Annotated in this window: 18 protein-coding genes; 6 read left to right on the top strand and 12 right to left on the bottom strand. The window is 31.1% G+C overall.

What is annotated here, in order from left to right:
• Positions 1-202 precede the first annotated feature (202 nt).
• Both KM029_RS25515 and KM029_RS25520 read right to left on the bottom strand, forming a co-directional pair.
• The gene (locus KM029_RS25515; protein WP_144077235.1) at positions 203-1,357 is read right to left on the bottom strand and encodes a T9SS type A sorting domain-containing protein; all 1,155 of its coding nucleotides are present in this window, start codon (positions 1,355-1,357) and stop codon (positions 203-205) included.
• 133 nt (positions 1,358-1,490) lie between these two features.
• Positions 1,491-3,122, bottom strand: coding sequence for a MutS-related protein (locus KM029_RS25520; RefSeq protein ID WP_144077236.1), 1,632 nt, complete (start codon positions 3,120-3,122; stop codon positions 1,491-1,493).
• Positions 3,123-3,369: 247 nt separating this feature from the next.
• On the opposite strand from KM029_RS25520, the gene KM029_RS25525 reads away from it, so the two are divergent.
• A complete protein-coding gene (locus KM029_RS25525) occupies positions 3,370-5,004 on the top strand; it encodes a toxin-antitoxin system YwqK family antitoxin (protein ID WP_144077237.1) in 1,635 nt (544 codons plus the stop codon).
• A gap of 49 nt (positions 5,005-5,053) precedes the next feature.
• Here KM029_RS25525 and KM029_RS25530 read toward each other — a convergent pair whose 3' ends face one another.
• The 8 genes from KM029_RS25530 to hemA form a co-directional block, all read right to left on the bottom strand.
• Positions 5,054-5,911: an IS3 family transposase gene (locus KM029_RS25530; RefSeq protein WP_245006608.1), complete on the bottom strand. Its 858-nt coding sequence runs from the start codon at positions 5,909-5,911 to the stop codon at positions 5,054-5,056.
• 20 nt (positions 5,912-5,931) lie between these two features.
• Positions 5,932-6,360 carry a transposase gene (locus KM029_RS26975; RefSeq protein WP_205125551.1) on the bottom strand — a complete coding sequence of 143 codons (429 nt, stop codon included), beginning with the start codon at positions 6,358-6,360 and terminating at the stop codon, positions 5,932-5,934.
• Positions 6,361-6,518: 158 nt separating this feature from the next.
• Positions 6,519-7,205 carry a cytochrome c3 family protein gene (locus KM029_RS25535; RefSeq protein ID WP_144077238.1) on the bottom strand — a complete coding sequence of 229 codons (687 nt, stop codon included), beginning with the start codon at positions 7,203-7,205 and terminating at the stop codon, positions 6,519-6,521.
• 125 nt (positions 7,206-7,330) lie between these two features.
• A complete protein-coding gene (locus KM029_RS25540) occupies positions 7,331-8,389 on the bottom strand; it encodes a ferredoxin--NADP reductase (protein WP_144077239.1) in 1,059 nt (352 codons plus the stop codon).
• A gap of 12 nt (positions 8,390-8,401) precedes the next feature.
• Positions 8,402-8,878 (bottom strand): hypothetical protein, encoded by a 477-nt coding sequence (locus tag KM029_RS25545; RefSeq protein WP_144077240.1) that lies wholly within the window; start codon positions 8,876-8,878, stop codon positions 8,402-8,404.
• A gap of 98 nt (positions 8,879-8,976) precedes the next feature.
• On the bottom strand, positions 8,977-9,804 hold the full coding sequence (locus KM029_RS25550; protein WP_144077241.1) for a c-type heme family protein: 828 nt from the start codon (positions 9,802-9,804) through the stop codon (positions 8,977-8,979).
• Between the two features lie 133 nt (positions 9,805-9,937).
• Complete coding sequence (locus KM029_RS25555) at positions 9,938-10,414, bottom strand: globin family protein (RefSeq protein WP_144077242.1); 477 nt, start codon at positions 10,412-10,414, stop codon at positions 9,938-9,940.
• Between the two features lie 8 nt (positions 10,415-10,422).
• Positions 10,423-11,685, bottom strand: coding sequence for a glutamyl-tRNA reductase (hemA, locus tag KM029_RS25560; RefSeq protein WP_144077243.1), 1,263 nt, complete (start codon positions 11,683-11,685; stop codon positions 10,423-10,425).
• Positions 11,686-12,064: 379 nt separating this feature from the next.
• On the opposite strand from hemA, the gene KM029_RS25565 reads away from it, so the two are divergent.
• The 5 genes from KM029_RS25565 (at position 12,065) to KM029_RS25585 (ending at position 18,441) form a co-directional block, all read left to right on the top strand.
• Positions 12,065-13,927, top strand: coding sequence for a 7TM diverse intracellular signaling domain-containing protein (locus KM029_RS25565; RefSeq protein ID WP_158631269.1), 1,863 nt, complete (start codon positions 12,065-12,067; stop codon positions 13,925-13,927).
• Positions 13,928-14,185: 258 nt separating this feature from the next.
• On the top strand, positions 14,186-15,088 hold the full coding sequence (gene rbsK, locus KM029_RS25570) for a ribokinase (protein WP_144077245.1): 903 nt from the start codon (positions 14,186-14,188) through the stop codon (positions 15,086-15,088).
• 21 nt (positions 15,089-15,109) lie between these two features.
• A complete protein-coding gene (locus tag KM029_RS25575) occupies positions 15,110-16,108 on the top strand; it encodes a GRP family sugar transporter (RefSeq protein ID WP_144077246.1) in 999 nt (332 codons plus the stop codon).
• An 11-nt stretch (positions 16,109-16,119) separates the two neighbouring features.
• Positions 16,120-18,066: an ADP-ribosylglycohydrolase family protein gene (locus KM029_RS25580; protein ID WP_144077247.1), complete on the top strand. Its 1,947-nt coding sequence runs from the start codon at positions 16,120-16,122 to the stop codon at positions 18,064-18,066.
• A gap of 153 nt (positions 18,067-18,219) precedes the next feature.
• Positions 18,220-18,441, top strand: coding sequence for a hypothetical protein (locus KM029_RS25585; protein ID WP_144077248.1), 222 nt, complete (start codon positions 18,220-18,222; stop codon positions 18,439-18,441).
• Positions 18,442-18,573: 132 nt separating this feature from the next.
• Here the strand turns inward: KM029_RS25585 and KM029_RS25590 are convergent, their stop codons facing one another.
• Both KM029_RS25590 and KM029_RS25595 read right to left on the bottom strand, forming a co-directional pair.
• Positions 18,574-20,100, bottom strand: a complete 1,527-nt coding sequence (locus KM029_RS25590; protein WP_215586371.1) for a SusD/RagB family nutrient-binding outer membrane lipoprotein — start codon at positions 20,098-20,100, stop codon at positions 18,574-18,576.
• Between the two features lie 53 nt (positions 20,101-20,153).
• Positions 20,154-23,399, bottom strand: coding sequence for a SusC/RagA family TonB-linked outer membrane protein (locus tag KM029_RS25595; RefSeq protein ID WP_144077251.1), 3,246 nt, complete (start codon positions 23,397-23,399; stop codon positions 20,154-20,156).
• Positions 23,400-23,795: the final 396 nt, after the last annotated feature.

Here is a 23,795-nt window from a genome sequence, read left to right on the forward strand (position 1 = left end):
ACTAAGGATTTTTATGAATGTCTAGTCTGTCCAAAGCGTTACAGGGTATAGACTCGGTGCTATTTTTACTTTTATAAGTTCTCATTTATTGATGCATCTCAACAGGTGTCTTCATATAATTACACCAATGAGGCCTTTCATTATTGTTAATACACAGCATGAATAGATAACAACAAACGAGAGTACAAAATATGATTATTAATTAATCTTTATTTTCATGGTCATCTGTAACTTCTTCATTTACTCTTGATCTATTGTTCAGAACAACAACTTTACCATTATAAATTACTTTATTTCTATCCTTCACATGTAAAATATATGTACCTGCAGGTAAATCTTTTACATTATATACAGCCTTACTTTCTGTAGGATTATAATGAGGTTGATCAATAATATGTTTCCCAGAATTGATATTTATCAGTTCAAAAGTAGTTTCAGCATCTGGTAGTAAGGATAATAAAATGTTTAATTCATATTGAGCAGGATTAGGATATACTTTTAGTACTTCGCTAGTGTTATTTGAGTTATGTTCATTATAAACTTCCCGAAGCCAGGAAGTAGATTTACCATCAAAGTCAACTTGAGTAAGTCTGTAGATAAGTTTTTCTTGATTAGGTTTTATGTGATCAATTTCATAAAATTGAGACGTATTAGAATTTCCCGCACCTTGAATACTTTGTTCTAGAATATGGAAATTGACACCATCCGAAGAATATTCAATGATATAATGAGAATTATTAATTTCTTGAGCTGTTTCCCAAGTTAGATGTACACTTTCATTATCAATTTTAACGCTGAAATCAGTTAATTCAATTGGTAAGTTTGTAGTTCTTTTGTTGTAATCACAATCTATGTTTCTAGTGGAACTTCCTACACAAACTTTTATATTACTCCCATTTTCGGGCATAAATTTATCTCTCCCTCCTTTTACAACAATTCTACCATATCCATCAATATTTGTCCCTTTGTCAATTTTAAATTCTTCTTTTGCTATAAAAACTTGTGTGTTCACTAAACAAGTTTCTTTTGATTTAGAAAAAAACTTTCCAATTTCTACTTTAGATTTATCATGAAATTTACCTTCTGAATTATCTTCAAAATAAACCTCTTTGGCTTTAAAAGATCCTCCAGGTTCAACAATAATTGAAGACTTATCTTTTAAAGTAAGCTTCTTATCTTTCATTATTAAGTTACCTCTAACAATCAGCTTTTGGGAGCCTTTAAGTTCATTATCATTTTTCCATTTAACTGTTTCTCCTTTCTTTATTATTATATCATTACCATAAGTAGATAAAGGTTTAAAACTACTCACGCATAAAAACATAATTAAAACAGAAAATATTAAAATGTGTTTCATAATAAAATACGATTGGGTGTTTTATCAATATCCTCAAAAGGTTTTATTTATAAAATAATAGCTACAATAGGTGACATAAAAACTAAGTATTCTTCAATTTATTTAGCATTCAGAAAAATCGAATTGTCAATTTCTATATTATTACTTCAAGGTTATTACAAGCATTGATGATTTGTTTAGGATAGTGATAATGGTCTAGAATCTTTATTGCATTTAATTTTGAGATTTTTCCTCTTTTTAATTTATGGTCAAAAACGAGGTCATTGTTATCGATTTTTTCAGAAAAGTGCCATAATTCATAATTATTTTTCTGTAGATCCGTTAATTCCAAATCATGAGTAGCAATAAAAGTATAGTGAGGAGGTCTACCTATATACGATAAAATAGCATTCGCACCTTTTATTCTCTCTATCGTGTTTGTTCCTTTAAAAAGTTCATCCATAATAAATAATGAAGGTAAATCCACCTCAGAAGCATCAACAATTTTTTTAACGGTTTTCACTTCTTGAAGGTAGTAGCTACTATTATCTTTGATACTATCATTAATTCTTATACTAGAATAGATTTTAAAAAATGGAGCAGTATATTCATCTGCAAAGCAAAAATTGAAATTTTGAGCTAGAATGGTATTTAGACCTATTGTTCTAATGAATGTTGTTTTACCAGACATATTTGAGCCTGTTAGGAGCATGCCTCTTTTAGATAATGAAAAAGAATTTGGAACACAATTTTTAATAAGCGGATGAATACTGTTTTTTACTGCATAAGTGTCTGAGAATGTAGGAATACAGGTGGCTATATCCGAATCTAATACATTTGCAATAGATTGAGCAGTATCTATTGTTCCAATATATTGATATAGTTGATTAATATTTTCTGCTTGTTTTTCTAACTTTCTTATACAAAGAAAGAAAGCGATAACTTCAATATTAAATGCTATTTTAATAATTTCTAAGCCCCAAAATAAAATTTGTTTTATAGGGTCTCCATCTTCTTCAGATGAGAATTTAATGAAAAAAGAATACCATTTTATTCTTTCTATTCCACGGGTATCAATATCATCAATACTATTTTTGAGATGAGGATGCATCTTTTTCTTTACTTTTAACATTAAGAATAAATAGGAGATGATATCACTATAAGTATCTAAATTTCTTTTATTTAGCATATGCATAGCCATATTCATTAAGAATAGTATTAGTATGAAAGCCAATAAAAAAGGAAATTTTATAGATAGAATTAAACAAGTGATTGTTAGTATATTGCTGAAATAAGATAACCAATTATAATCAGGATTTTTCCCGAATTTATCATGAATAAGTTTTTCGACATTGAACCCATGCGAAGAGGATAATTTACTTAGTAGTAGCTGTATTTCAAGACGTTTTTCTGTATTTTCCTGAAAGAAACTAGTTAGTTTATTGAATGTTGTATTTTTTTGAGTAAGTGTATTAATAGTAAGGAATTTGAAATACATATACTGTTCTCCAATACTTGAACATGTTCTATTTATAAAACGAAAAACATCGTTTAGATCTAAGTCATTTATACTATTTTGTTCTATCTTTTGATAGATTGAAGAATTTGTACTTTTATTAAGGTATATTTTAACTCTATCAAAATTAATATATCTATCTTCTTGTTTTTTACCCCATTGCGTTTTAAAAAAAGCAATTTTTTCTTCTTTACTTTTATAGATTCCATAATATCGGAATAATATAAAACTGATGATTCCGCCAATAATAAAAAATGTGTTATTATCCATATACAGTCAGTAATTTGAATAGCTTGTTGTTATTTATTGATTTTCTATTTATTAAATATATCATTAATTTTTCTATGCTTAAAGTTGTAGGTAATAGTCATTGTTAACAAGAGGCATAGTAATTTTTTATAAAGATATAGTGTATTTCGAAGTTCATATACTTTAATGAAACTAGTATATGACGAAACGAGTTCTAATGTTAAGCAAATAATTTACTTAACAAAGTATACCCCCAAAAACTATAAATATGAAAATTAGAATACTTGGAGTGCTATTTTTATCACTTCTTCTAAGTTTATCTTGTTCTAAAAAAGACGATGATAATGTAACACCAACAACAGGTGACCAAGTAAATGATGGATCAGGTAATGATGGAAATGTGGAAACAGTATCCAATAATTTCACTAAATCCTTTGATCAAGTTGCGATGATTCAATTGCATTATAATTATGATATTCAGCTTGTATTCAAAGCGACGGAATCTTATCAGCATATAAAAAAAGATGATAAAATCTCATCAACAATTGTAACTATACCGCACGTAAATAGATTACAAGCAGAAGGGGCATATACAATTTCACATGTGTATAATGGTGACGTTATTGAATCATCAAAAAATACAACAAATAACACTGTTTATACCTATTCATACAATGATGAAGGATACATTAGTGCAATAAAAGAAGTAGGTACTGATACCAGGAATTATGAATTTACTTATAATGAAGATGGTAAAGTAGCGCAAAGTAAAAGAATTGATAATTCTGTTGAAACTATTTTTAAGTACACTTATACAGGAGAAAATTATATAGCAAAAAAAGAAGGTGAAGACATTTCTGTAATTGTAAACTATGATGATGAAGGTAGAATTATTTCGTCAAGTTCTGAAGGTGCAGATGCTGGAAGCGATAATTATAAATTTGAATTCTCTTATCAAGAGAATGGTGAATTAGAGGAGTTAAAGATTACTGAATTTACTGATTTCCCTACTAGTGGTACTTATGGAGTAGCTACCACCACTTTTGATACCAATGGAGATATTAAAGAAAGTAATGAATATTGGCATAATGAACTCACATTAAAAGAAGTTTATCAGGAAGGTATTCTTACATTAAAAGAAGAATATACAAGTGGTAAATTAGCAAAAAAAGAAGAATATGTTGACGGAAAGGTATCCATGATTCAGGAATTCAACGATCAAGATGTTTTGAAGTTAAGAGAGACCTACTCAGAAGGACAACTTACATTAAAAGAAGAATTTCATGATAATACTCAACTCTCTTTAAAAGAAGTTTATGTAAACGATAAGATTTCTTTGAAAGAAACTTTTGACGATCAAGGGAACAAGACTTTAAAAGAAGAATATACAAATGGTGATATAACCATAAAGGAAGAATATCATACAAATGGGCAAGTATCATTAAGGATAAATTATGCTGATGATTTTATTGTGGAAACTAAAGAAGAATTTGATGATACTGGATTGACAACTTATAAAGAAGCTTACACTTTTAGTAACGATTATATAACAAGTAAAACCCTTTACGAAGGAACTTATACAATAAAAGCCATTTATTCTACAACAGATTGGAGATTGGAAAAAGTTGAAGCCTACACCGGTAATGCAACAGATGTCTTATTAGGTTATGGAGATCCGACTGATGCTAGTTACTATACTGTTGGTCAGGAAGTAAGAGTTGCTGTAGATGGTATTATGGAATATTTTGACACAAGTAATACTTTAATTTACACAAGTCAGTATGGGTATTTTAGCACAGCGAGTAATGGTACCGCTTCAGAGACAAATTATACTCACATGATGAATGCTTTACCAACAAGTGTTGATTGGATGGCAACTGTTCGTGAAGAGTTAGTACGATAGATCAAAACGTTAATGTCTAGTCCGTCCATAGCGTTACAGATTTAGACTATTATATATTGATAGCATCGAGTGTAGACTCGGTGCTATTTTTACTTTTATAAGTTCTCATTTTTATTTCACTTTGTTGATGCATCTCAACAGGTGTCTTCATATAATTACTCCAATGAGGCCTTTCATTATTGTAAATATATACAGATTCTCTAATAAATTTATTCATTAAATCGAGATCATTAATTTTTATTCCTAAAATAAATTCTTGCTTAAGAATTCCGTTTATTCTTTCTGCTACCGCATTTTGATAAGGATCGTAAGATTCCGTCATCGAGCACAATACTTTATTTTCCTGAAGATGTCGTTGATACTCGTGACTACAATATTGTAATCCTCTATCTGAATGGTGTATCATTGGTAAATCAACATAGTTTCTATTTTTCAGTGCTTCTTTTAATGCTGCAATAGCTCCATTTGCATTCAAACTATCTGATACATTTAACCCCATTATTTTCTTAGAATAGGCATCTGTTACTAAGGATAGATACATTGGGTTACTTCGCTCACCTATGTAAGTTATATCAGAAACTAATACTTGTTCAGGTCTATTTATTTCCAAATGCTCAATAAGGTTTTTATGCTTTTTAAACCTGTGATGAGAATTTGTAGTGACATGATATTGTTTTTTAGGCTTGATATCGAGTCGATTAGCCCTCATGATATCAAAAAGCTTATCTCTACCTACATTTAGTAATTGCAATTCAGGAAGAAGTAATTGATATAATTTCCTTGTCCCTATTTTAGTTTGCTTCAAACGAATTCTTTTCACTAAGTCTACTACTTTAGATGCAATACTATTATTATTTTTTACTTTCCTTTTCGAACGATAATAAATTTGTCGATCTAACCCAAGCAATTCACAAGTCGGTTTGACTCCTATTTTTTCTTCTTTTTTGAATTGGTCAACTGCTTGGGTAAAGACTTTTTTCTAATAGGAATATTAAATTCATCCTCAGCAATATCGATCATCATATCAAAGAAAATTGCTTTTTTATCTGTTACGTAGAGTTGTTTTTCTAAAGAAGCTTTTTGTTTCTCTAATAATAGAACCTTTTGTTCTAGCTCCAATAATTTTTGTTCTGGTGTCTTTCCCATTTTTAAATCAGATTTATTATCCCAATCTAAATTACCATACTTTCTTATCCAAGTACGGACCGTAGCATGACCTTGTATTCCATATTTAAGTCTTGCTGCCGTTATACCTATTTCCCCTCGTTCCACTTCATCTACAACTTGTAATTTAAAAGAGTAGCTATAATCTTTTTGTGTACGTTTAGTGTACTGATATTTTTGATCTTCATTCATAATGTTACGTTTTGTGTAACACTAATTCAGGACGAGACATAAAGAACAAATAGGCAGCCTCATAAATAGTTATGAAGTTGCCTTTTTTTTATCAAATTGTTTGAGATTTAAACAGTACTTGGAATTTATTAACTTATACATTTATTGAAAATAGTGTCTTAATTCTCTTCTGTTGTAGCATAATATTTTTTCTGTATTGCATACGGAGATTCATCACCATTAAAATATGCCTTAATTTCTGCAATAGGAATTGTATCTTTTAAAGATGTGGCAGCGTGAAAAATATGGTTTCCATGGAAATCATGGCATTGCAAACATGTATTCCATTGTTTTTTGCCAATAAGCTCTTTATGAGAAACTTCTAAAGGGTCGTTTTTCATTTCAGTATCTTCATGGCAAGATTGACAATAACTTAAGTTTGTTTGAGTTACACGAACACCATTATGTTCTTGATGACATGATTCACAATTTGTAACACCAATGTCTTTTCTTGCTTCTGAAAATCGGGGTTCTTCAAAACGATGTAACGGATGTCTATCATTGGCTCTTTCATGACAATCTAAGCATTTTGTGTTATCAACATTTTTAGCACCAAAATCAGCTTCACTTCTTCTTAACCCTACAGTAAACATTAGATTGGCTTGAGCTTGTTGAAAAACATTTCCTTTAGCAGGGGTATGGCAGGTTTCGCATTTTAAGTTCTCATGGCCTGTGTTCATAGGACCTTTAGAATGGAAATCAGTATTTCCAGGTAGAAATAATGTTACATATGTAATGGCTGAAATAAAGATACCTGTGCAGAATCCAATCCATTGCCTTTGCCTTTTTCTACTTATTTTAAACATTTATAAAGTTGATTTTGTCATCATTGATAGTTAAAAGCAAAAGGAAGCCAGAGAGTGTAATAAAATCATATGTAATGAAAACTGACTTACCTTTTGCGTAATAACTATTGAATTTTTTGTATTATCTAAGCATATTCTACAACTACATTATTAGATATAGGATTGCATATACAAGGCAGTATAAAACCCTCATTTACCTCTTCTTGAGATAATATGTGACCTTCTCTCATAAAAACTTTACCCTTTTTTACTTGTGCTTTACAACTTCCACAAATACCATCCATGCAAACATAGGGCACTTGTATTCCCTCATCAAGTGCTGCTTCTAAAATATTTGATTTAGCAGGCACAGTCATTTTATGAGAGGTGTTTTTTAAAAGAATTTCTATTTCTCTATTTTCTAGAAAAGCACCAATTTTTTTAGTTTCTAATGCTGATGGTGGTGGTGCAGAAAAACGTTCAATATGTATTTTTGCTTCTGGAATATTACAAGCTTTTAAGCCTTCTTCGGCTTCTATCATCATTCCAGATGGCCCACAGATATAATATTCCGTAGCATCTACATCCCATTGAGGAACTTTTTTAAGATAAATAGGAACTTGCTCTCGTTCAACTCTTCCTTTGTAGCAACTTTTAAAATCACCAGGCTTCTCAATGATATGAATTAGATTTAACCTTTCAGCAAATTTTTCTTTATAATAATTTAAAAAACCATTAAAAATAATCGATTCCTTATCTCTATTTCCATAAAATAATGAAACAATACTTTTAGGTTCTGCATAAAGAATTGCTTTTAGAATTGAAAATAATGGGGTGATTCCACTGCCTGCACCAAATAAGATAATGTGTCTAGCTTTTTCTGGTTTGGGTTCAATAGTAAAATCACCCATTGGGTAAAGAATTTTAATTTTATCTCCTTTCTTAATAGTATCAAAAAGGAAATTTGAAACTTTACCATCTTTAATCCTCTTTATAGTTACACTAATTGTTTTATCAACTTTAGGTGTACTATTTAAAGAATAACAGCGTCTTACAACTTTACCATCAATTGTAACTAAAAGAGTTAAAAACTGACCAGAAGAATATTTTATTTTTTTAAAAAAAGGTTGTTTAAAATGAATACTAATAGCATCATTTGTTTCTTGAACAACATCAATGACTTTGAGTGTTTTTATTCTTTCCATTGGATTGTAAATTTACTCGTAATAAAATACCACCCAAATGTGGTAAAAAGTAAGAGTGGTGATCAAAAGAGACAAGGAAACATGTACAATCATCCATCCTTGAAAAAAGAGTTTTGATGTAGTTTTTATGACATCAAAATTGAACATTCCCATTAAAAAATTACTAAAGAATGTAATGCTTAAAATGAACAAATAAGCAAAACCTAATTCCATAGAGTGTAAGTAAAATAAAAGAGGTGTTAGTGCACCTAACCAGTTATGTACTTTATAAAAAGCTATTGATTTTGCTTGCCATTTTTCTACACTTCTAACGATACTTAAAGTCCACTGAAATAAGATAATGAATAGTAATCCTAAACCTGACCATCTTCGATAAAATTGATCTTCTTGTAACTGATAGAGTCCTTCCCATCTTAACTGCAATGCATCTTGTAAAACAAATAGTATAAAGAGGGTGCTTCCTATATAAAAGTAGATGAGCTTATTCATAGTTTATGAATTTAAAAAAGACTCCCCTCAATGTTTTAAAAATCTTATTAATGCAAATAGTAGGAGAGGGGAGTTTTTAATAATCGGGTTACAAACATTTATAATTTTAAGATTGCATTTAAAGTCTCTGTTGAAGTTAGCAAACCTACACTATCTAAAAATATAGTAGGTTGTGGCAACTGATAACCATCTTTTGGCCAACTATTTCCAACTACAGGGATGTCATTTTCTTCAAAAGTTTTTGTTTTGTCTATATATTTCTGGAAGGTGTTGGCAGCACCATTTCTATAAGCCATAATCATAGCTTCTAATTCATCAAAACTTACAGAATCTTCGGGGTAGGTCCATGTTGTAGCTCCTTGTATATCGCCAAGTTTCCAATCCGACTTTGTGGTTTCTACATGCTGATTATGGCAGCTCACACATGCACCAGCACCTGCAACATCAGGAAACATAGCGGTATATAGTTTATTTTCTTCATCAAAGAAAAATTTAGGTAAGCTATCCTCACGCATTTGAGTAAATAGTTCAGCTTGTTTCCCTTTAAATTTATTTGATTTACGGATAGGGAAATCTGAACCTAGAAATAATCCTAATGGGACATCATTGTTTTTGCGAATGTCTGAGGCTATACCTCTTAGAAATAGAGCTGGTAAAGGGCCTGCTTCAATATGATCCTTTTCCCAATCTTCATCAAATTTTAGCCCTTTCTTTTTTCCCGCACCCACAATAGCTTTTGTATATAATGTTCTAGCAATATCATTTTCTTTTGCAACAACAGTAAAAGCTTCTTCTATAGAATATTTTTTAGAGGATGTTACTTGCTGATTTTCTTCTGGTAAGGGTTGACAAGAGATGATAGAGAATACTATAAATAAAGAGGCGAGTAAGTTCTTATAATGAGAAATTGTATTAAACTTGTTCATAGAAATTTATTTTGTAATGTTAGTGGTTAATCCGTCAACAATTGCCTAGGAGTACAAGAATGTACTTCCAGAGCAATATTTGTTTTGTTGTAGCGATTATTTAACAATCGTATCAAATAAAATAGGATAAATATTATTCTACAACTTCTACAGTAGCAGCAGCTTCTTTCATTGTAGTTGCTAAAACAACATAAACTGTAGTCCATGCTTCTTCAACATCTTCGGTCCATTCATCACCTAAGCCTGCTTTTAAAGTGAAAAGTAGTGCTTCACCTACTGTATCATAATGTTTTTCTTCAACATGGTAGCTTACGTGTCTTTTTCCAAGATCCTGAACAACAGGTACTAGTGTTGTAAGGTTATTGAGACCATTAACTGCCGCAGCAAGCATGGACATTAGCTTTTTACCTTGTTCTGAAATATCAGAAGTAAATAAAGGTTTTAATGAAGGGTCTAATTCAAATAATTTATTGTAGAAAATACCTGCAGCTTGTTCTGCAATTGGGGCAACAAGTGCGAAAGAATTTTGTACTAATTCTATTTGTTTTTGAGATATCGGCCCGTCTTCTTTTTTTGTCTTTTTGCCGAAAAGTGATTTTAAAAATCCCATAGTAATAGTTATATTTTAGTAGTTAAAACAGGATGCTCCTCAAGTGAGAATAAAGATTTAAGAGCATCATTTAAAGTAGCAACATTCCCTTTTTTACAGGCTTCTTTTAGTTGTAAAGTAGGTAATTGTATTATTTTTTGAATCATTTTATTAGAGACTCTATTCACAGCTTCTAATTCTGATGTTTTAAGCTCTTTTTTTAAAGAAGCTAACGATTCTAACCTTAACTCTTCAAGAGCTTTTTTAAATTGTTTGACAGTGGGAGTAAAGCTAGTTTCTGAAAGCCAAGAAGTGAATGCGTCAATTTCTTCATTTATTAATTCCTCTACTTTTGGAATAGAGTTTTTACGAACTGAAATTGTGTAATCAATTTGTAAGCCTAGATCATCTACATTTAATAGTTTGCTACCTAGCTTTATTATTTTTGCATCCACAGTTCTAGGTGTGCACAAATCGACAATTAATTTTGGAGGGTTTGCTTTAAAATGTTCACTTTTATAGACAACATTTTCATGATGTGCACAGCTAATTACAATATCAAAATCAGATAAGTTTAATAAATGTGTGGCATAATCTAAAAATTCAAAACCATATAAATAACTAATTTCCTTAGCTTTTGAGGTTGTTCTGTTTGTAATCCAAACGTTTTTAGTACCCAGTTTATGAAGATATTGACAAATATCAGATCCCATTTCGCCTGTACCGATAATAAGAATTTTTGTATCTGTTGCTCTTTTACTTTCTTTATGTATAAGATTAGCAGTCGAATATGAGTTCGAGGTGATACCTTCTTTAAAATCAGTTTCGTTAATAACTCTTTTATGGAAATGAAAAAATGTGTGCATCAATCTATGTAAATAAGTACCACACATGTTTTCATCTTTTGCAAGGTGATAGGCTGATTTTAACTGCCCATAAATTTGAAGGTCTCCTAATAATCTTGAGTTTAGCCCAATTCCAGTACAGAATAAATGTTTTATAGCATCAGTAGCCTCTTTAGACTCAATATATTTATAGTATTTTTCTGAAGGAACTAAACATTTGAAAGCACATAAAACTTTAAGTATTTCTGTTGTTTTATCTTTTGTTCCTACATAGTAAACTTCAACTCTGTTACAGGTAGAAAGTACAATACATTCATGTATAGAAAGTACTTCTTTTAGTTTATGTGTAAATTGTTTAATTTCTAAATCATTCAATGCAAATTTTTCACGTACAATTACATTAGCCTTTTTATGAGAAATAGAAAATAATTTTAAATCATTTGTCATCGTTTTTTAGTCTTTTATAGTGTTTAAAGCAATTTGCTTTTGAGCTTTTTAGTTTACCTTATGATACAAATGTAGAGGTCTAAAATTTTATAAACTATGTCAGAAACCAAGGAGTAAACAGTTTAATTATGGTTAAAAAACTGTTTTTTTGCAGTTATTATCTAGTGAAATGCTTTTGATGCTATCTTATAATAAATGATACTACCATTTAATATTTTGCTCTTTTGTATAAAGTATTTAAAAGAATAGGTTGTGTAAGAAGAGTTTATTTGAAAAAAATGTTAATGACAAGATATGTGTTACAGTTGTTAATGATTTAATGTTAAATTGAATTCATCTAACACAATAAATGCACATAGAAGGTGCTAAACATTATAAGATGTTGATTCGAACTATACTAATTGCATTACTATGTAGTATTGGAGGACAATTCCTTCAGGCTAAACCAATTTCACTAGAGAACAAAGAAGAAGTATTAATATCTGCTCCTGATTTTACTTTAGTCGTAGATTCTTTAAATTCATTTTCAATAGAGGATGTAGTAGCCAAACAACGGTTATTTAAAGCACTAAATATACCTATGTTTGTCACCTCAGATACGGCTGTTTCGTATTGGGTCAAAATGTCTATAGATGCAACTACTTTAAAAGGAAATTCTTGGGTTTTTGAAATACTAGATAGTCATTTAAGTAGTGTAGAAGCATTTCTGTCTGAAGATAATCATTTTCCATCAAAAATAGTTTCAGCAGGGTATGATCATCAATTTACTGATAGGGAATTTGAACATAAGAATATAACATTTCCATTAAATGTAAGAGATTCTACTAAAGTTGCTACCGTATATTTACGTTATAAATCTGATTTTAATAATGTCTTGCTCTTTAAATTAAGTAAAACAACATCTTTCTTTTCTTATGCATTAAAAGAGTATTTATCACTTGGGCTATTTTACGGTACAATATTATGTTTGATTTTAGTAAATGGGTTGCTATTTATTATTTTAAAAGAACGTTACCAGCTTTTAATAATCTTCTATTTGTTGTCGGTAATTTCTTTAGGTTTATCAGAGGATAATTTAGCATCACAATATTTATGGGTAGAAAATCCAGTAAATAATTATCATTTGATGAAACTTTCTTCTGTATTTTTCACTATTGCAATTACATTTTTATCCATCAATTTTTTAAAAATAAAGCAGCATCATAACCTATTGTTTTATGTGATATGGGCAATAACAATAGGCAATGTAGTATATTTTCTTACAGTGAAAGGGTACAATTCACCAATGTGGAATCTTTATTTATTTGGAGTTCCATTCATTTTAATTTTTTATGTATTAATACGTGCAATAAAAGCGAAAAGAATAAAAACATGGTACTTTTTTATAGGATATAGTACTCTATTATTGCAACTACTTACACTCGTTTTAAAATCACACGACCTTTATATTTTTAGTGGAGTTCTCACAGTCTATTCATTTAATGTTACTCTCTTAATTGTAGGTCTACTTATTACAATGTCTCAATTTGATAAGTTCAAAAAGTTGAAAGACGAGAAAGAAGCGATTCAAATAAGAGAAATCACAACTTTAAAAGAACAAGAAAAAATTATTGAGCAAAAAGTTATAGAAAGAACACAAGAGGTAGAAGAACAAAAAGAAATTGTTTTTTATAAGAATAAAGAACTAGAAGAAGTAAATGATTTACTGTTGGCTCATCAAAAACAAATTGCTTTAATGAACCAGCAATTAGAAAAAGAAAACCGTCAATTACATAATGATGTAGAAGAATTAGCAACGGCAAGAGTAATGCTTAAAGAAGTCTCTTTTGAAGAATTTGAAAATCTATTTCCAGACGATAATAGTTGTTACGAATATTTAGAGAAGAAGAAATGGGAGGCAGGCTATTCATGTAAAAAATGTAATGGGACAACTTACGCAAAAGGTCAAGGAGTACTTGGTAGAAGATGTAAGAAATGTAATTACAATGAGTCTGTAACTAGCGGTACAATATTTCATAGGTTACATTTTCCCATAGAAAAAGCATTCAGAATGTTGTTTATTGTTTTTGCTAATAATGGAGATATTTCAACGTATAAATTATCAGAAGATTTAGATCTGCGTCAGAATACTTGTTGGAAATTCAAGAAGAAAATTGATGATGCAATGCAAGAAAAAGAAAATCTCACGAATGAAAATAATGTTGATGAAGTGAAAGGGTGGGATGATCTTATTTTAGGATAGAATACTTTTCATTTTTAATAAGCGTTAAAATCCACTTTTTTTAAATGATTGTTTTAACAGTTTTAAATAGTGAATAATACTTGTAATTAATTGATATATAGGTTTTAATGATATTTATTTTTAAGTGATTACTGTTTCTTTATGCGATTTTAATAAAGTTGTTTAATTACACTTAATGTTGGATTATTGTAGTGTAATCAAATACAAAAATACTATACTATAAACAGAGTATTTGATACATGGCTAATACTTTGCATTATGAATAAAAATATAACTGTTGTCGGAAGTTCGAACACAGATATGGTTGTGAAAACTACTCGACTACCACAACCAGGTGAAACTATTTTAGGAGGAACTTTTAATCAATATCAAGGCGGAAAAGGAGCAAATCAAGCGGTAGCTGCTGCAAAACTAAATGGCAATGTTACTTTTATAGCTAAAGTAGGTAAAGATAGTTTAGGAGTTGAAGCTATTAAAAGTTATCAAGAAGTTGGTATTAATACAAATCAGATATTAAAAGCAGAGAACGAGGCAACAGGTGTGGCATTAATAACGGTAGACGATAATGCAGAAAATAGTATTGTTGTATCATCTGGGGCAAACGCTTTACTATCAGTAGAAGACATCACTCAACAAGAAAAAATATTTACAACATCGGCAATCACTTTAGTACAATTAGAAACACCTATTGTAACCGTTCAAAAAGTGGTTGAGTTAGCTAAAAACCACAATAATACTGTTGTTTTAAACCCTGCACCAGCACAACAATTATCAGATGCAATATTAAAAAATGTAGATATTATTACACCCAACGAGACAGAGACGCAACTCTTAACAGGAGTAGAAATTAATGATATTACTTCTATGGAGAAGGCATCTGAAATATTTCATAATAAAGGAATAAATACTGTTGTAATCACACTCGGTAAGCAAGGTGCATATTTATCTAATTCAGAGTATAACGAAATTATTCCAGCTCCAATTGTAAAAGCTATTGATACAACAGCAGCAGGTGATGTTTTTAATGGTGCACTTACAGTAGCTTTGGTAGAAGGCGAAAATATAAAACAAGCAATACAATTTGCAAGTAAGGCTGCATCAATTGCCGTAACTAGAAATGGTGCTCAAAATTCTGCACCTACTTTAGATGAACTTCTTTAATACGCTAAATTAATTACCAATATGTTTTTAATAGAAAATTATTCTTTAGCAGTAGCCTTTTGTTTTATCACTATGCTCTGTTGGGGTTCTTGGGCTAATACTCAAAAACTTGCAAGTCAGAAATGGAATTTCCAATTGTTTTACTGGGATTATTCTATTGGAGTGGTTCTTATCTCTTTACTTTTAGCACTTACCATGGGTTCTTATGGTGAACATGGACGTGGATTTATTCAAGATATAACATCGGCAAATTCAAGTGCAATTATGAGTGCTTTTATTGGTGGTGTCATTTTTAATATAGCAAATATACTACTTGTAATAGCTATTGATATTACAGGAATGGCTGTCGCTTTTCCGGTAGGTATTGGGTTAGCATTAGTGATTGGTGTTATAGATAATTACATAAAAGACCCTTCAGCAGATCCATTTTTAATATTTACAGGAGTACTACTAATTGTATTGGCAATTTTACTCAATGCAATTGCTTATAAACGTCTGCCAAATCAACAATCAGGAAGTAGTAAAGGGATAATTATTGCATTAATTGCTGGAGTATCGATGGGGTTCTTTTATGGTTTTGTTGCAGATGCAATGGCTACAAACTTAATCACTCCAGAACTAGGAAAGTTAACTCCTTATTCTGCTGTAGTAGTATTTGCATTAGGAATTATGCTCTCAAATTTCATTTTTAATACCATTAATATGTATAAACCTCTATCAGGAGAGGCGGTATCTTATGCAGATTATATACATAAAGGAACAACAAAATTACACCTTATTGGTATTCTTGGTGGGGCAATTTGGGGAGTAGGAATGGCTTTTAACATTATCGCTTCAGAAGTTGCAAGTCCGGCAGTATCTTATGGATTAGGGCAAGGAGCCACCATGATTGCTGCATTTTGGGGAGTTGTAATATGGAAAGAGTTTCAAGATGCTCCAAAAGGAACAAATAAATTATTAAACCTTATGTTTTTGCTATTTATAGTAGGACTTGGGTTGGTTGTGTATTCAAAATTATAAGGCATAAATTAATGAACAAATTTTACCAATATATCGGGGTATTACTTCTTAGTTTAACTGTAATAGGTTGTACTGAAAAAGAAGAAAAAGGGAATTATAAATTACTTTCAGTAGAAGAATATAACGATGCTGTTTATGCATCTTGGATAGGACAAATTGTAGGAAATACTTATGGTTTAGGATATGAGTTTAAATTTATAGATGAGCCAGGTCCAGATAAATTTCCTTATGGATATGATTTTACGTTAGAAGATCTTAAGAAGCATAATGGAGCTTATTCTGATGATGATACAGATATTGAGTATATGTATTTGACTCAAATGGAAAAGAATGGAATAGAACCAAGCTATAAAAATTTAGCCAACGCGTGGTCTACTCATGTAAAAGAACGTGTTTGGTTTGCCAATAGAATGGCCGTAACATTAATTAATGCAGGTCATTTTCCACCTGTATCAGGTTCAATTGGTTATAATACAGAGTGGTTTCAGATAGACCCTCAATTGGTAAATGAAATTTGGGCAGTAACTTCTCCAGGCATGATTAATTATGCTGTTGAAAAATCAGAATTTTCTGCTAGGATTACTAATGATAGTTTCGGTATTGATCCTACTTTACATTATGCAGCAATGTATAGTGCCGCATTTTTCGAAAAAGATATTCATAAATTAATTGATATTGGAACAGAGTCTCTTCCAAAAAACAGTCGTTTTAAAGCCATAGTTGAAAATGTAAAAAAATGGCATTCAAAACACCCTAATGATTGGCAGAAAGCAAGAGCACTTGTAAAAGAACATTACTATGTTGTTGAAGATTATAACAGACATTCTTGGGCTGTTGTAGATGCAAATTTAAATGGAGCATATGGAATTATGGCTCTTTTATACGGGGATGGCGATTTCCAAAAAACATTAGATTATAGCTGTGCATTTGGAATGGATGCAGATAATCAGGCAGCAACAATGTGTGGTTTATTGGGTATAGTGAATGGTTCTAAAAGCATACCTCATGACTTAATGTTTCCTGTAGAAGGTGCAAATTGGAAGCTCCCTTTTAATGATCAATATAAAATGATAACAAGAGAGGGCTTATCTGATGAAACACTTACTAACCTTGCAAAAAGAACTGCTATACAAGGAGAGAGAATTATTAAAGCATATGGAGGTGAAGTGATTACAAAAGGAGGGAAGCAATATTATAAAATCAATACTGATGCAAAATTTGTAGCTCCTTTCGAATTAAATACTATTCCAAAAATGGCTATAGAAGTAAACCATCCATTTAATTATCCTATCTATACTGGTGGTAATAAAGGAGATGTAAAAGTAAAAATTGAGGGTGAATTACCTAAAGGAATCGCATTGACATCAACTGCTTTGGAAGGAACACCTACTGAAGTAGGAACGTATGCTTTTGATATAATTGCGGAATATAAAGGTGAAGTAAAAGCAATCAATGTAAAATTTGATGTACATTCTAAAAACTTAGCTTCTACAGCAAAAGAAGTGGTTTATAATAAGAACTCAACAAATAAAAATATTGAGTTAATTAGAAATGGAACAACAAAAGAAACATATTATAGTACTAAAAAAGGAACTGCCAGAGAAGTTGATTTTTACGGTTATAAATGGGATAAACCACAAACAATTTCAGCTTTAATTTATAATAATGGACAATCTGGAGAGTTTTGCGGTTGGTTTACTTCTTTTGAGGTCGAAGTTCTGAAAAATGGTAAATGGGTTAAACTAGAAGGTGAAGAAGTGTCTCCAAAAATGAATTTAGATAATTCGCAATGGTTAAAGCCTTGTTTTATGAATTACGAAATAACTTTTAAGCCTGTAACTACTAAAGGAATCAGAATTGTTGGTCTTGGTGGCGGCATTGAAAAAGATGCAAATAATGCTCACTTAGGCATACAGTATTATACCTCAATTAGCGAATTGAGTGTATTTGAGAAATAAATGTTACCCTATTTTATTCCCCCTAAGAGACTCTAGTTAAATGGAGTCTCTTTTTTTGTGATTGAATGAGAAAAATATCTAAATTAGTTTTTTAAGCACTCTACTTCTGACTATTTTTTGAGTGTTATTTTTCTTAAACTATTACATCAAATCATGCAATATATACTTAGTAATCTAAACGATTTTCTCCTAATAATTTTATTTCTTTTCCTTGTTTTAGTACTTCATGGAGTAATAAATTTTAGTAAAATCTCAGAAGAGAAACTAAAAGAATACAAAGCGAAGAAAATGTCTTATGTATTTGTTTGGGGAGGATTAATTGTTTTTACACTCTCCTTATTTATTAATATTGGAATGCAAAAAGGCATTATTTAAATAATAAAAGGTTGATAAATTTGACAAGCTGAAGAAGAAGAATATTTTGAAATAAAGAAAAAAGCTACCTCCCATAAAGAGGCAGCTTTTCAACTTAAGTTCCAATTGTAACTTTCTACTTCTACTTTCTATTTACTTTTGCCACCACATTTGAGTTTCCAACTTATCACCGCCAATTCTAGAAGCAGCTGTACTTCTATTTGTTGGGTTAAGCTGTTGCTCAGAGGATGGATATGTATATCTTTGAATAATTATATTTCTACTTGGACCTTCTGCAGGGGGAGCAAGTGGAGCACCTCCTAAACGAATTGCTTCTCTCCATCCGTTGAATGGAGAGTTGTAATTTGCAATCCATTTTTGAAGACCAATGATCTCTTTAAATGTTTTACCACTAGATAAGAGTGTTGAATAATCTACATTTGCCTGTGCTAAATAAGCAGTAATATCTACATCTTCTACACCCCATTCTTTCATAGAGGCTGTAATTCCTTCGTTATAATACATCTGAGCTTGTGTAGTATTGCCTTGTCTAGCAGCTTGTTCTGATTGAATAAAAAACGTTTCAACAATAGAAAATAATTTACCAACCTGCGTAGGATCTTGCTGATAACTAGGTGCTATATGAGAATATTTACTGAAAGAAGTTGACGCACCTCCATATAAAATACCTTTATAAATCACCTTTGTAATTACTTCTCCGTCAGCATCTTTTAGTGTATCTCCTTTACTGTCAAACTGAACTTCTTGAAGATTATTATCGATATAAAATGGTCTTCTAGGATCTTCTAAATCATTCAAAACATCTACTAAAGTATTCGCCATATTAAACTCAATAGGTCTATTAGATCCCGTAACATCCCAATATTCAAATACTGGATTTGCATTAGGAAATGTACTTTTATATGGAAACATAGCTTCGCCTTCTATATCTTTTATATAACCTTTTGAAGCGGCTAAATCAAAATATTTTTTAGAATTAGCAGCATCAACATCTGCTATTCTCATGGCCATTCTCATCATTATAGAACCTGCAAAGTCTTTCCATTTGGTCATGTCTCCTTTATAAATAATATCAGTAGAAGTAAAAGCTTTTCCAGAAAGATCTGAATTGACTACTTCTTCTAAAACACCTAAAGTTTTCATGTAAATAGATTGAGCATCATCGTATTTAGGGTAAATTACCTGATTACTTCCTAAAGCTTCTTCGTAGGGAACATCTGTAAAAAAATCTGTCAATTGTAGCCAAGCATACGATTCTAAGACTTTAATAATTGCCATTTTATTGGTGTATTCTTGTTCAGGAATAACCTCTCTTTCCCCTTCAACAATGGCTTTTGCATCCATTAAATCATTAAGAAGTATATAATAGTAATCCCAGATAGTACCATTAATATCTCTATTATCAATATAATACTGCGATTCTGCAACATATTGCACTTGCATCCAATATTGTGCAAATAACCTAGTATTACTCCAGTTTACACTTGGGTTTTGCTCTACATCTACCAACTTTTGTTCAGTGGTAGATATCAAGTAAGCAGCATCAATTGTTAGTGGTTTCTTCGGATCGGTATTAATTTCTTCATATTCTGATGTACATGAAATAAAGGCATTTAGTATAATCAGAAGAGGAATATATTTTTTCAATTGTAAATACATAATTGATATTATTTTCTAGTCAGTTGACTATGTAATTACTGTTTTATTTTATTTTATAACTTCGCTTTTACGCTAAATCCAAATGTTCTTGTTGTTGGGTTAGACCCAGATTCAAAACCTTGAACATTACCAGATCGGAGTGTAATTTCAGGATCGAAATAAGGGATGTTTTTATGTAGAATTGCTAGGTTTCTACCGTAAACACCAAGAGTAATCGCATTAAATGGACTATTTGTTATAAGGTTTGATGGGAGAGTATAAGTGATGCTTACATCTCTTAATTTTATCCAAGAGGCATCATAAATATATACAGCATCTGGGTTTTGATTATAATTAAATGCAGAACCACTCCCTGAGACATCATTAGGTACAAAAATATCGTTTGGAGACCCATCCTCCTTTACACCTTCTAACAATAATCCTCCTCCATTAGCAAGAGAATTTCTTGATGGATTACCTTTAGAATTTAATCCTGCAGTTTCTTCATACAAGCCTGTAGACAATCCGTATCTATAAGATTCTGAGAATATTTCACCACCAATTGACATATCAATAAGCGCACTTAATCGAATCCCTTTATAAGAAACAGAAGTAGAAACACCACCTGTCCAATCTGGTTGCATATTACCAATAATTTCATCAGAAGATACCGCACCTTCCGCATCAGAAGCATAAATATAGAAGCCCTCGTCGTCTACCATTTTACCACCATTTTCATGGTATTTAAAATTTGTTCCTTTTATTGCGCCATAAGGCTGACCAACTGCAGCTGTTACAGATGCTGTTCCTGTAAGGTTTCCTAAAACAAGGTTTTCTACGCCATTAGATAATGATGTAACTTCAGAAATATTTTTACCAAAATTAAAACCTAAATTCCATTCTAGTCCATAAGAAGTTCGGACTGGAGTAGTGTTAAGAGAAATTTCTACACCTTTATTTCTTACATCTCCAGCATTTTGAAATTGTGAAGTATAACCTGTAGCACCCGTTGTTTGCACACCTAAGATTTGATTTCTTGTTGTACGGTCATAGAATGTGAGGTCAAGACCAATTCTTCTCTGAAAGAACATAACTTCAAGGCCAAGTTCTAATTCGTTTGTTAGCTCAGGTTTTAACTGAGGGTTGTATAGTGTAGATCCTACAGAAGAACTACTTTTACTGTATTTAGGAACATCGCCAAATTTACCTACAGAATTATAATAGTTTGTAGTGTTATAAGGTGATGTATCGTTACCAACTTGAGCATAACCAAATCTTACTTTACCAAAAGAGATGACATCGCTATTTTTTAGAGAATTTAGTTCTGAAAAAATAAATGATGTAGACACTGCAGGGTAGAAAAATGAGTTCTCTGATGGAGGAAGTGTAGAAGACCAATCATTTCTAGCAGATACATCTAGATATACCATATCTTTCCAACCTAAAGAGGCATTTGCATAAATACTTTGAACTTGTCTACTAGAAACTTCTTCATCAACAACATATTCTGGTGATACAGAGTTGCTTAACGCATATAAATCTTTTACCACTAAACCTCCTCTTGTTGCATTGTATAACGAATAACTATTTTGCGTTCTCACATTACCACCTACCATAGCAGTTAATGAAAGATCATTGGCAAAACGTTTATTGATATTTGTTCTTATATCAAAATTAGTTTCTTTTCCATTCTTCTTAAAAATTGAATATTGTGGAGTATCTGTTCCTCCTACGGCAATTCTTTCCTCTTGCTCTAAAGAATAAGTATCTATTGCTCCAATACCTGTTACAGACCACCAATCTGTTAATTTGTAATTTAAATTAAAATTCCCATAAAGACGATCTCTAGAATCATTTTGATAATTTTTAAACCTAACCCAATAAGGGTTATCGAAGAATGCTGGTCTACCGTCTGTAATACTTCTTCTGTTCCAAGTATTTTGATTTCCAGCAGCATCTACATAATTATTTTTCAATCTATCAAAGTCCAAATTAGTCTGAAACCATTGGTTAAAAGATTGACCAACATTTCTAGGGTCATAACCTGTACCATTTCTACCAAGGCCTTCTACTGTAATATAAGACCCAGAAAAAGAAACATTAAATCTATCCGAAAGATTATGAGAAGCGTTAAAGTTGATATTATTTCGATTTAAATTAGAATTAGGAAGTACTCCTTTAATGTCTTTATAAGTGTAACCTAACCTAAAATTAGAGTTTTCGGTGCCACCATCTAAGCCTACATTATACGTTTGCGTAACACCTGTTTCATAAAAATGTTCTGGTCCTTTTTCCGATGCTACATATGGTCTGGTTTTTCCATATTCTGCGGTATTTGTGGGATCAAAACTGTCCCAATGTCTTACTTGTAAATTGGGATCAAACTTAGGACCAAAAGATGCATCGTCAGAAAAGTTGACAGTTGGGTTTCCGTTCTCATCTGTTTCTGTAAAACCGCCACCAACACCTCCGTAACCAGCACCATATTCTTTTTGGTATTTTGGCATTGTAGCAGTATTAATTTTATCAAAAGATACGTTTGCACCAACAGTAACGCCAATTCCCTTCTTTTTCGTCCCTTTTTTAGTTGTAATCATTATTACACCATTTGCACCTCTAGAACCGTAAAGTGCAGTAGCTGTTGCTCCTTTTAGAACCGAAATTGTTTCAATACTGTTAGGGTCTATGTCTTGAGATAAATCTCCATAATCATAACCACCAGCACCAGTACTTTGACCACTTTCATTTTCATTTGAATTAGAAATTGGCACTCCGTCTACAACGTATAACGGTTGGTTACTAGACCCAATTGTAGAGTAACCCCTAATTATAATATTAGAAGAACCTCCCATATTTCCTGAATTTCTCACTTGTAATCCTGATACTCTACCTGAGAGAGAATTGGTGATATTTTCACCAGCGGTCTCAGAAAATTGATCACTTTGTATTTTTTGAACGGAGTAACCAAGAGACTTTTCATCTCTAGTAATACCCAAAGCAGTTACAACAACTTCATCTAGTTGTTCAATATCTTCTTCTAAGTTAACGTCTATTTTATTGTTACTGCCTACTTTTATTTCTTTTGATTTGTATCCAATAAGCGAATAGACCAATGTAGCATCAGCTTCTTTAATCATTAATTGATAATGGCCGTCAATATCTGTTACACTACCTTGTGAAGTTCCTTTTATTATTACTGCAACGCCGGGTAGGGGTGCATTAGTTTCGTCAAGAATTGTTCCTGATATAGCTCTTTCTTGTGCCGTTACAAAATTTTGTAAACCAAAGACAAGCAAGACTAGTACTACTAGTTTTCTCATGATTTTAATGGATGATATTAGTTTGAAGAGTAGGTTGACAGCATGCTAGTTATGCACGCCCTTTTAAATAATTGATTTAATAAAAAATTTAATTCAGTAGATGAATATAATGTATTACATATTTATTTAGTATGTGATGATTTGAGATTTAGTTTTAATTGATCAATAAAAATTAATAGCTATTTAATTATTTAACGTATTCAAAATTAGTTTTTTATAATTGATAATTGCAAATTTTCTGAGTTTCACGAATTATTGAAAAAAAATTTTAAGATAAGAATAATACAAAAAAAAGAACATTAAAAAATGATTCGTGACAGTATAATGCAATTTTTTGAACAACTGATAACAAATCTTAATGGCTGTGTTTTAACATTGTTGAAGTGTTAAATAAAC

Source organism: Flammeovirga kamogawensis, from assembly GCF_018736065.1.
In the GTDB taxonomy this organism is placed as follows: domain Bacteria; phylum Bacteroidota; class Bacteroidia; order Cytophagales; family Flammeovirgaceae; genus Flammeovirga; species Flammeovirga kamogawensis.

What these genes read in the sequence shown, in the direction of transcription:
- KM029_RS25515 (WP_144077235.1), bottom strand. Translation starts at nt 1,357, where the DNA reads ATGAAACACATTTTAATATTTTCTGTTTTAATTATGTTTTTATGCGTG.
- KM029_RS25520 (WP_144077236.1), bottom strand. Translation starts at nt 3,122, where the DNA reads ATGGATAATAACACATTTTTTATTATTGGCGGAATCATCAGTTTTATA.
- KM029_RS25525 (WP_144077237.1), top strand. Translation starts at nt 3,370, where the DNA reads ATGAAAATTAGAATACTTGGAGTGCTATTTTTATCACTTCTTCTAAGT.
- KM029_RS26975 (WP_205125551.1), bottom strand. Translation starts at nt 6,360, where the DNA reads ATGAATGAAGATCAAAAATATCAGTACACTAAACGTACACAAAAAGAT.
- KM029_RS25535 (WP_144077238.1), bottom strand. Translation starts at nt 7,205, where the DNA reads ATGTTTAAAATAAGTAGAAAAAGGCAAAGGCAATGGATTGGATTCTGC.
- KM029_RS25540 (WP_144077239.1), bottom strand. Translation starts at nt 8,389, where the DNA reads ATGGAAAGAATAAAAACACTCAAAGTCATTGATGTTGTTCAAGAAACA.
- KM029_RS25545 (WP_144077240.1), bottom strand. Translation starts at nt 8,878, where the DNA reads ATGAATAAGCTCATCTACTTTTATATAGGAAGCACCCTCTTTATACTA.
- KM029_RS25550 (WP_144077241.1), bottom strand. Translation starts at nt 9,804, where the DNA reads ATGAACAAGTTTAATACAATTTCTCATTATAAGAACTTACTCGCCTCT.
- KM029_RS25555 (WP_144077242.1), bottom strand. Translation starts at nt 10,414, where the DNA reads ATGGGATTTTTAAAATCACTTTTCGGCAAAAAGACAAAAAAAGAAGAC.
- hemA (WP_144077243.1), bottom strand. Translation starts at nt 11,685, where the DNA reads ATGACAAATGATTTAAAATTATTTTCTATTTCTCATAAAAAGGCTAAT.
- KM029_RS25565 (WP_158631269.1), top strand. Translation starts at nt 12,065, where the DNA reads ATGTTGATTCGAACTATACTAATTGCATTACTATGTAGTATTGGAGGA.
- rbsK (WP_144077245.1), top strand. Translation starts at nt 14,186, where the DNA reads ATGAATAAAAATATAACTGTTGTCGGAAGTTCGAACACAGATATGGTT.
- KM029_RS25575 (WP_144077246.1), top strand. Translation starts at nt 15,110, where the DNA reads ATGTTTTTAATAGAAAATTATTCTTTAGCAGTAGCCTTTTGTTTTATC.
- KM029_RS25580 (WP_144077247.1), top strand. Translation starts at nt 16,120, where the DNA reads ATGAACAAATTTTACCAATATATCGGGGTATTACTTCTTAGTTTAACT.
- KM029_RS25585 (WP_144077248.1), top strand. Translation starts at nt 18,220, where the DNA reads ATGCAATATATACTTAGTAATCTAAACGATTTTCTCCTAATAATTTTA.
- KM029_RS25590 (WP_215586371.1), bottom strand. Translation starts at nt 20,100, where the DNA reads ATGTATTTACAATTGAAAAAATATATTCCTCTTCTGATTATACTAAAT.
- KM029_RS25595 (WP_144077251.1), bottom strand. Translation starts at nt 23,399, where the DNA reads ATGAGAAAACTAGTAGTACTAGTCTTGCTTGTCTTTGGTTTACAAAAT.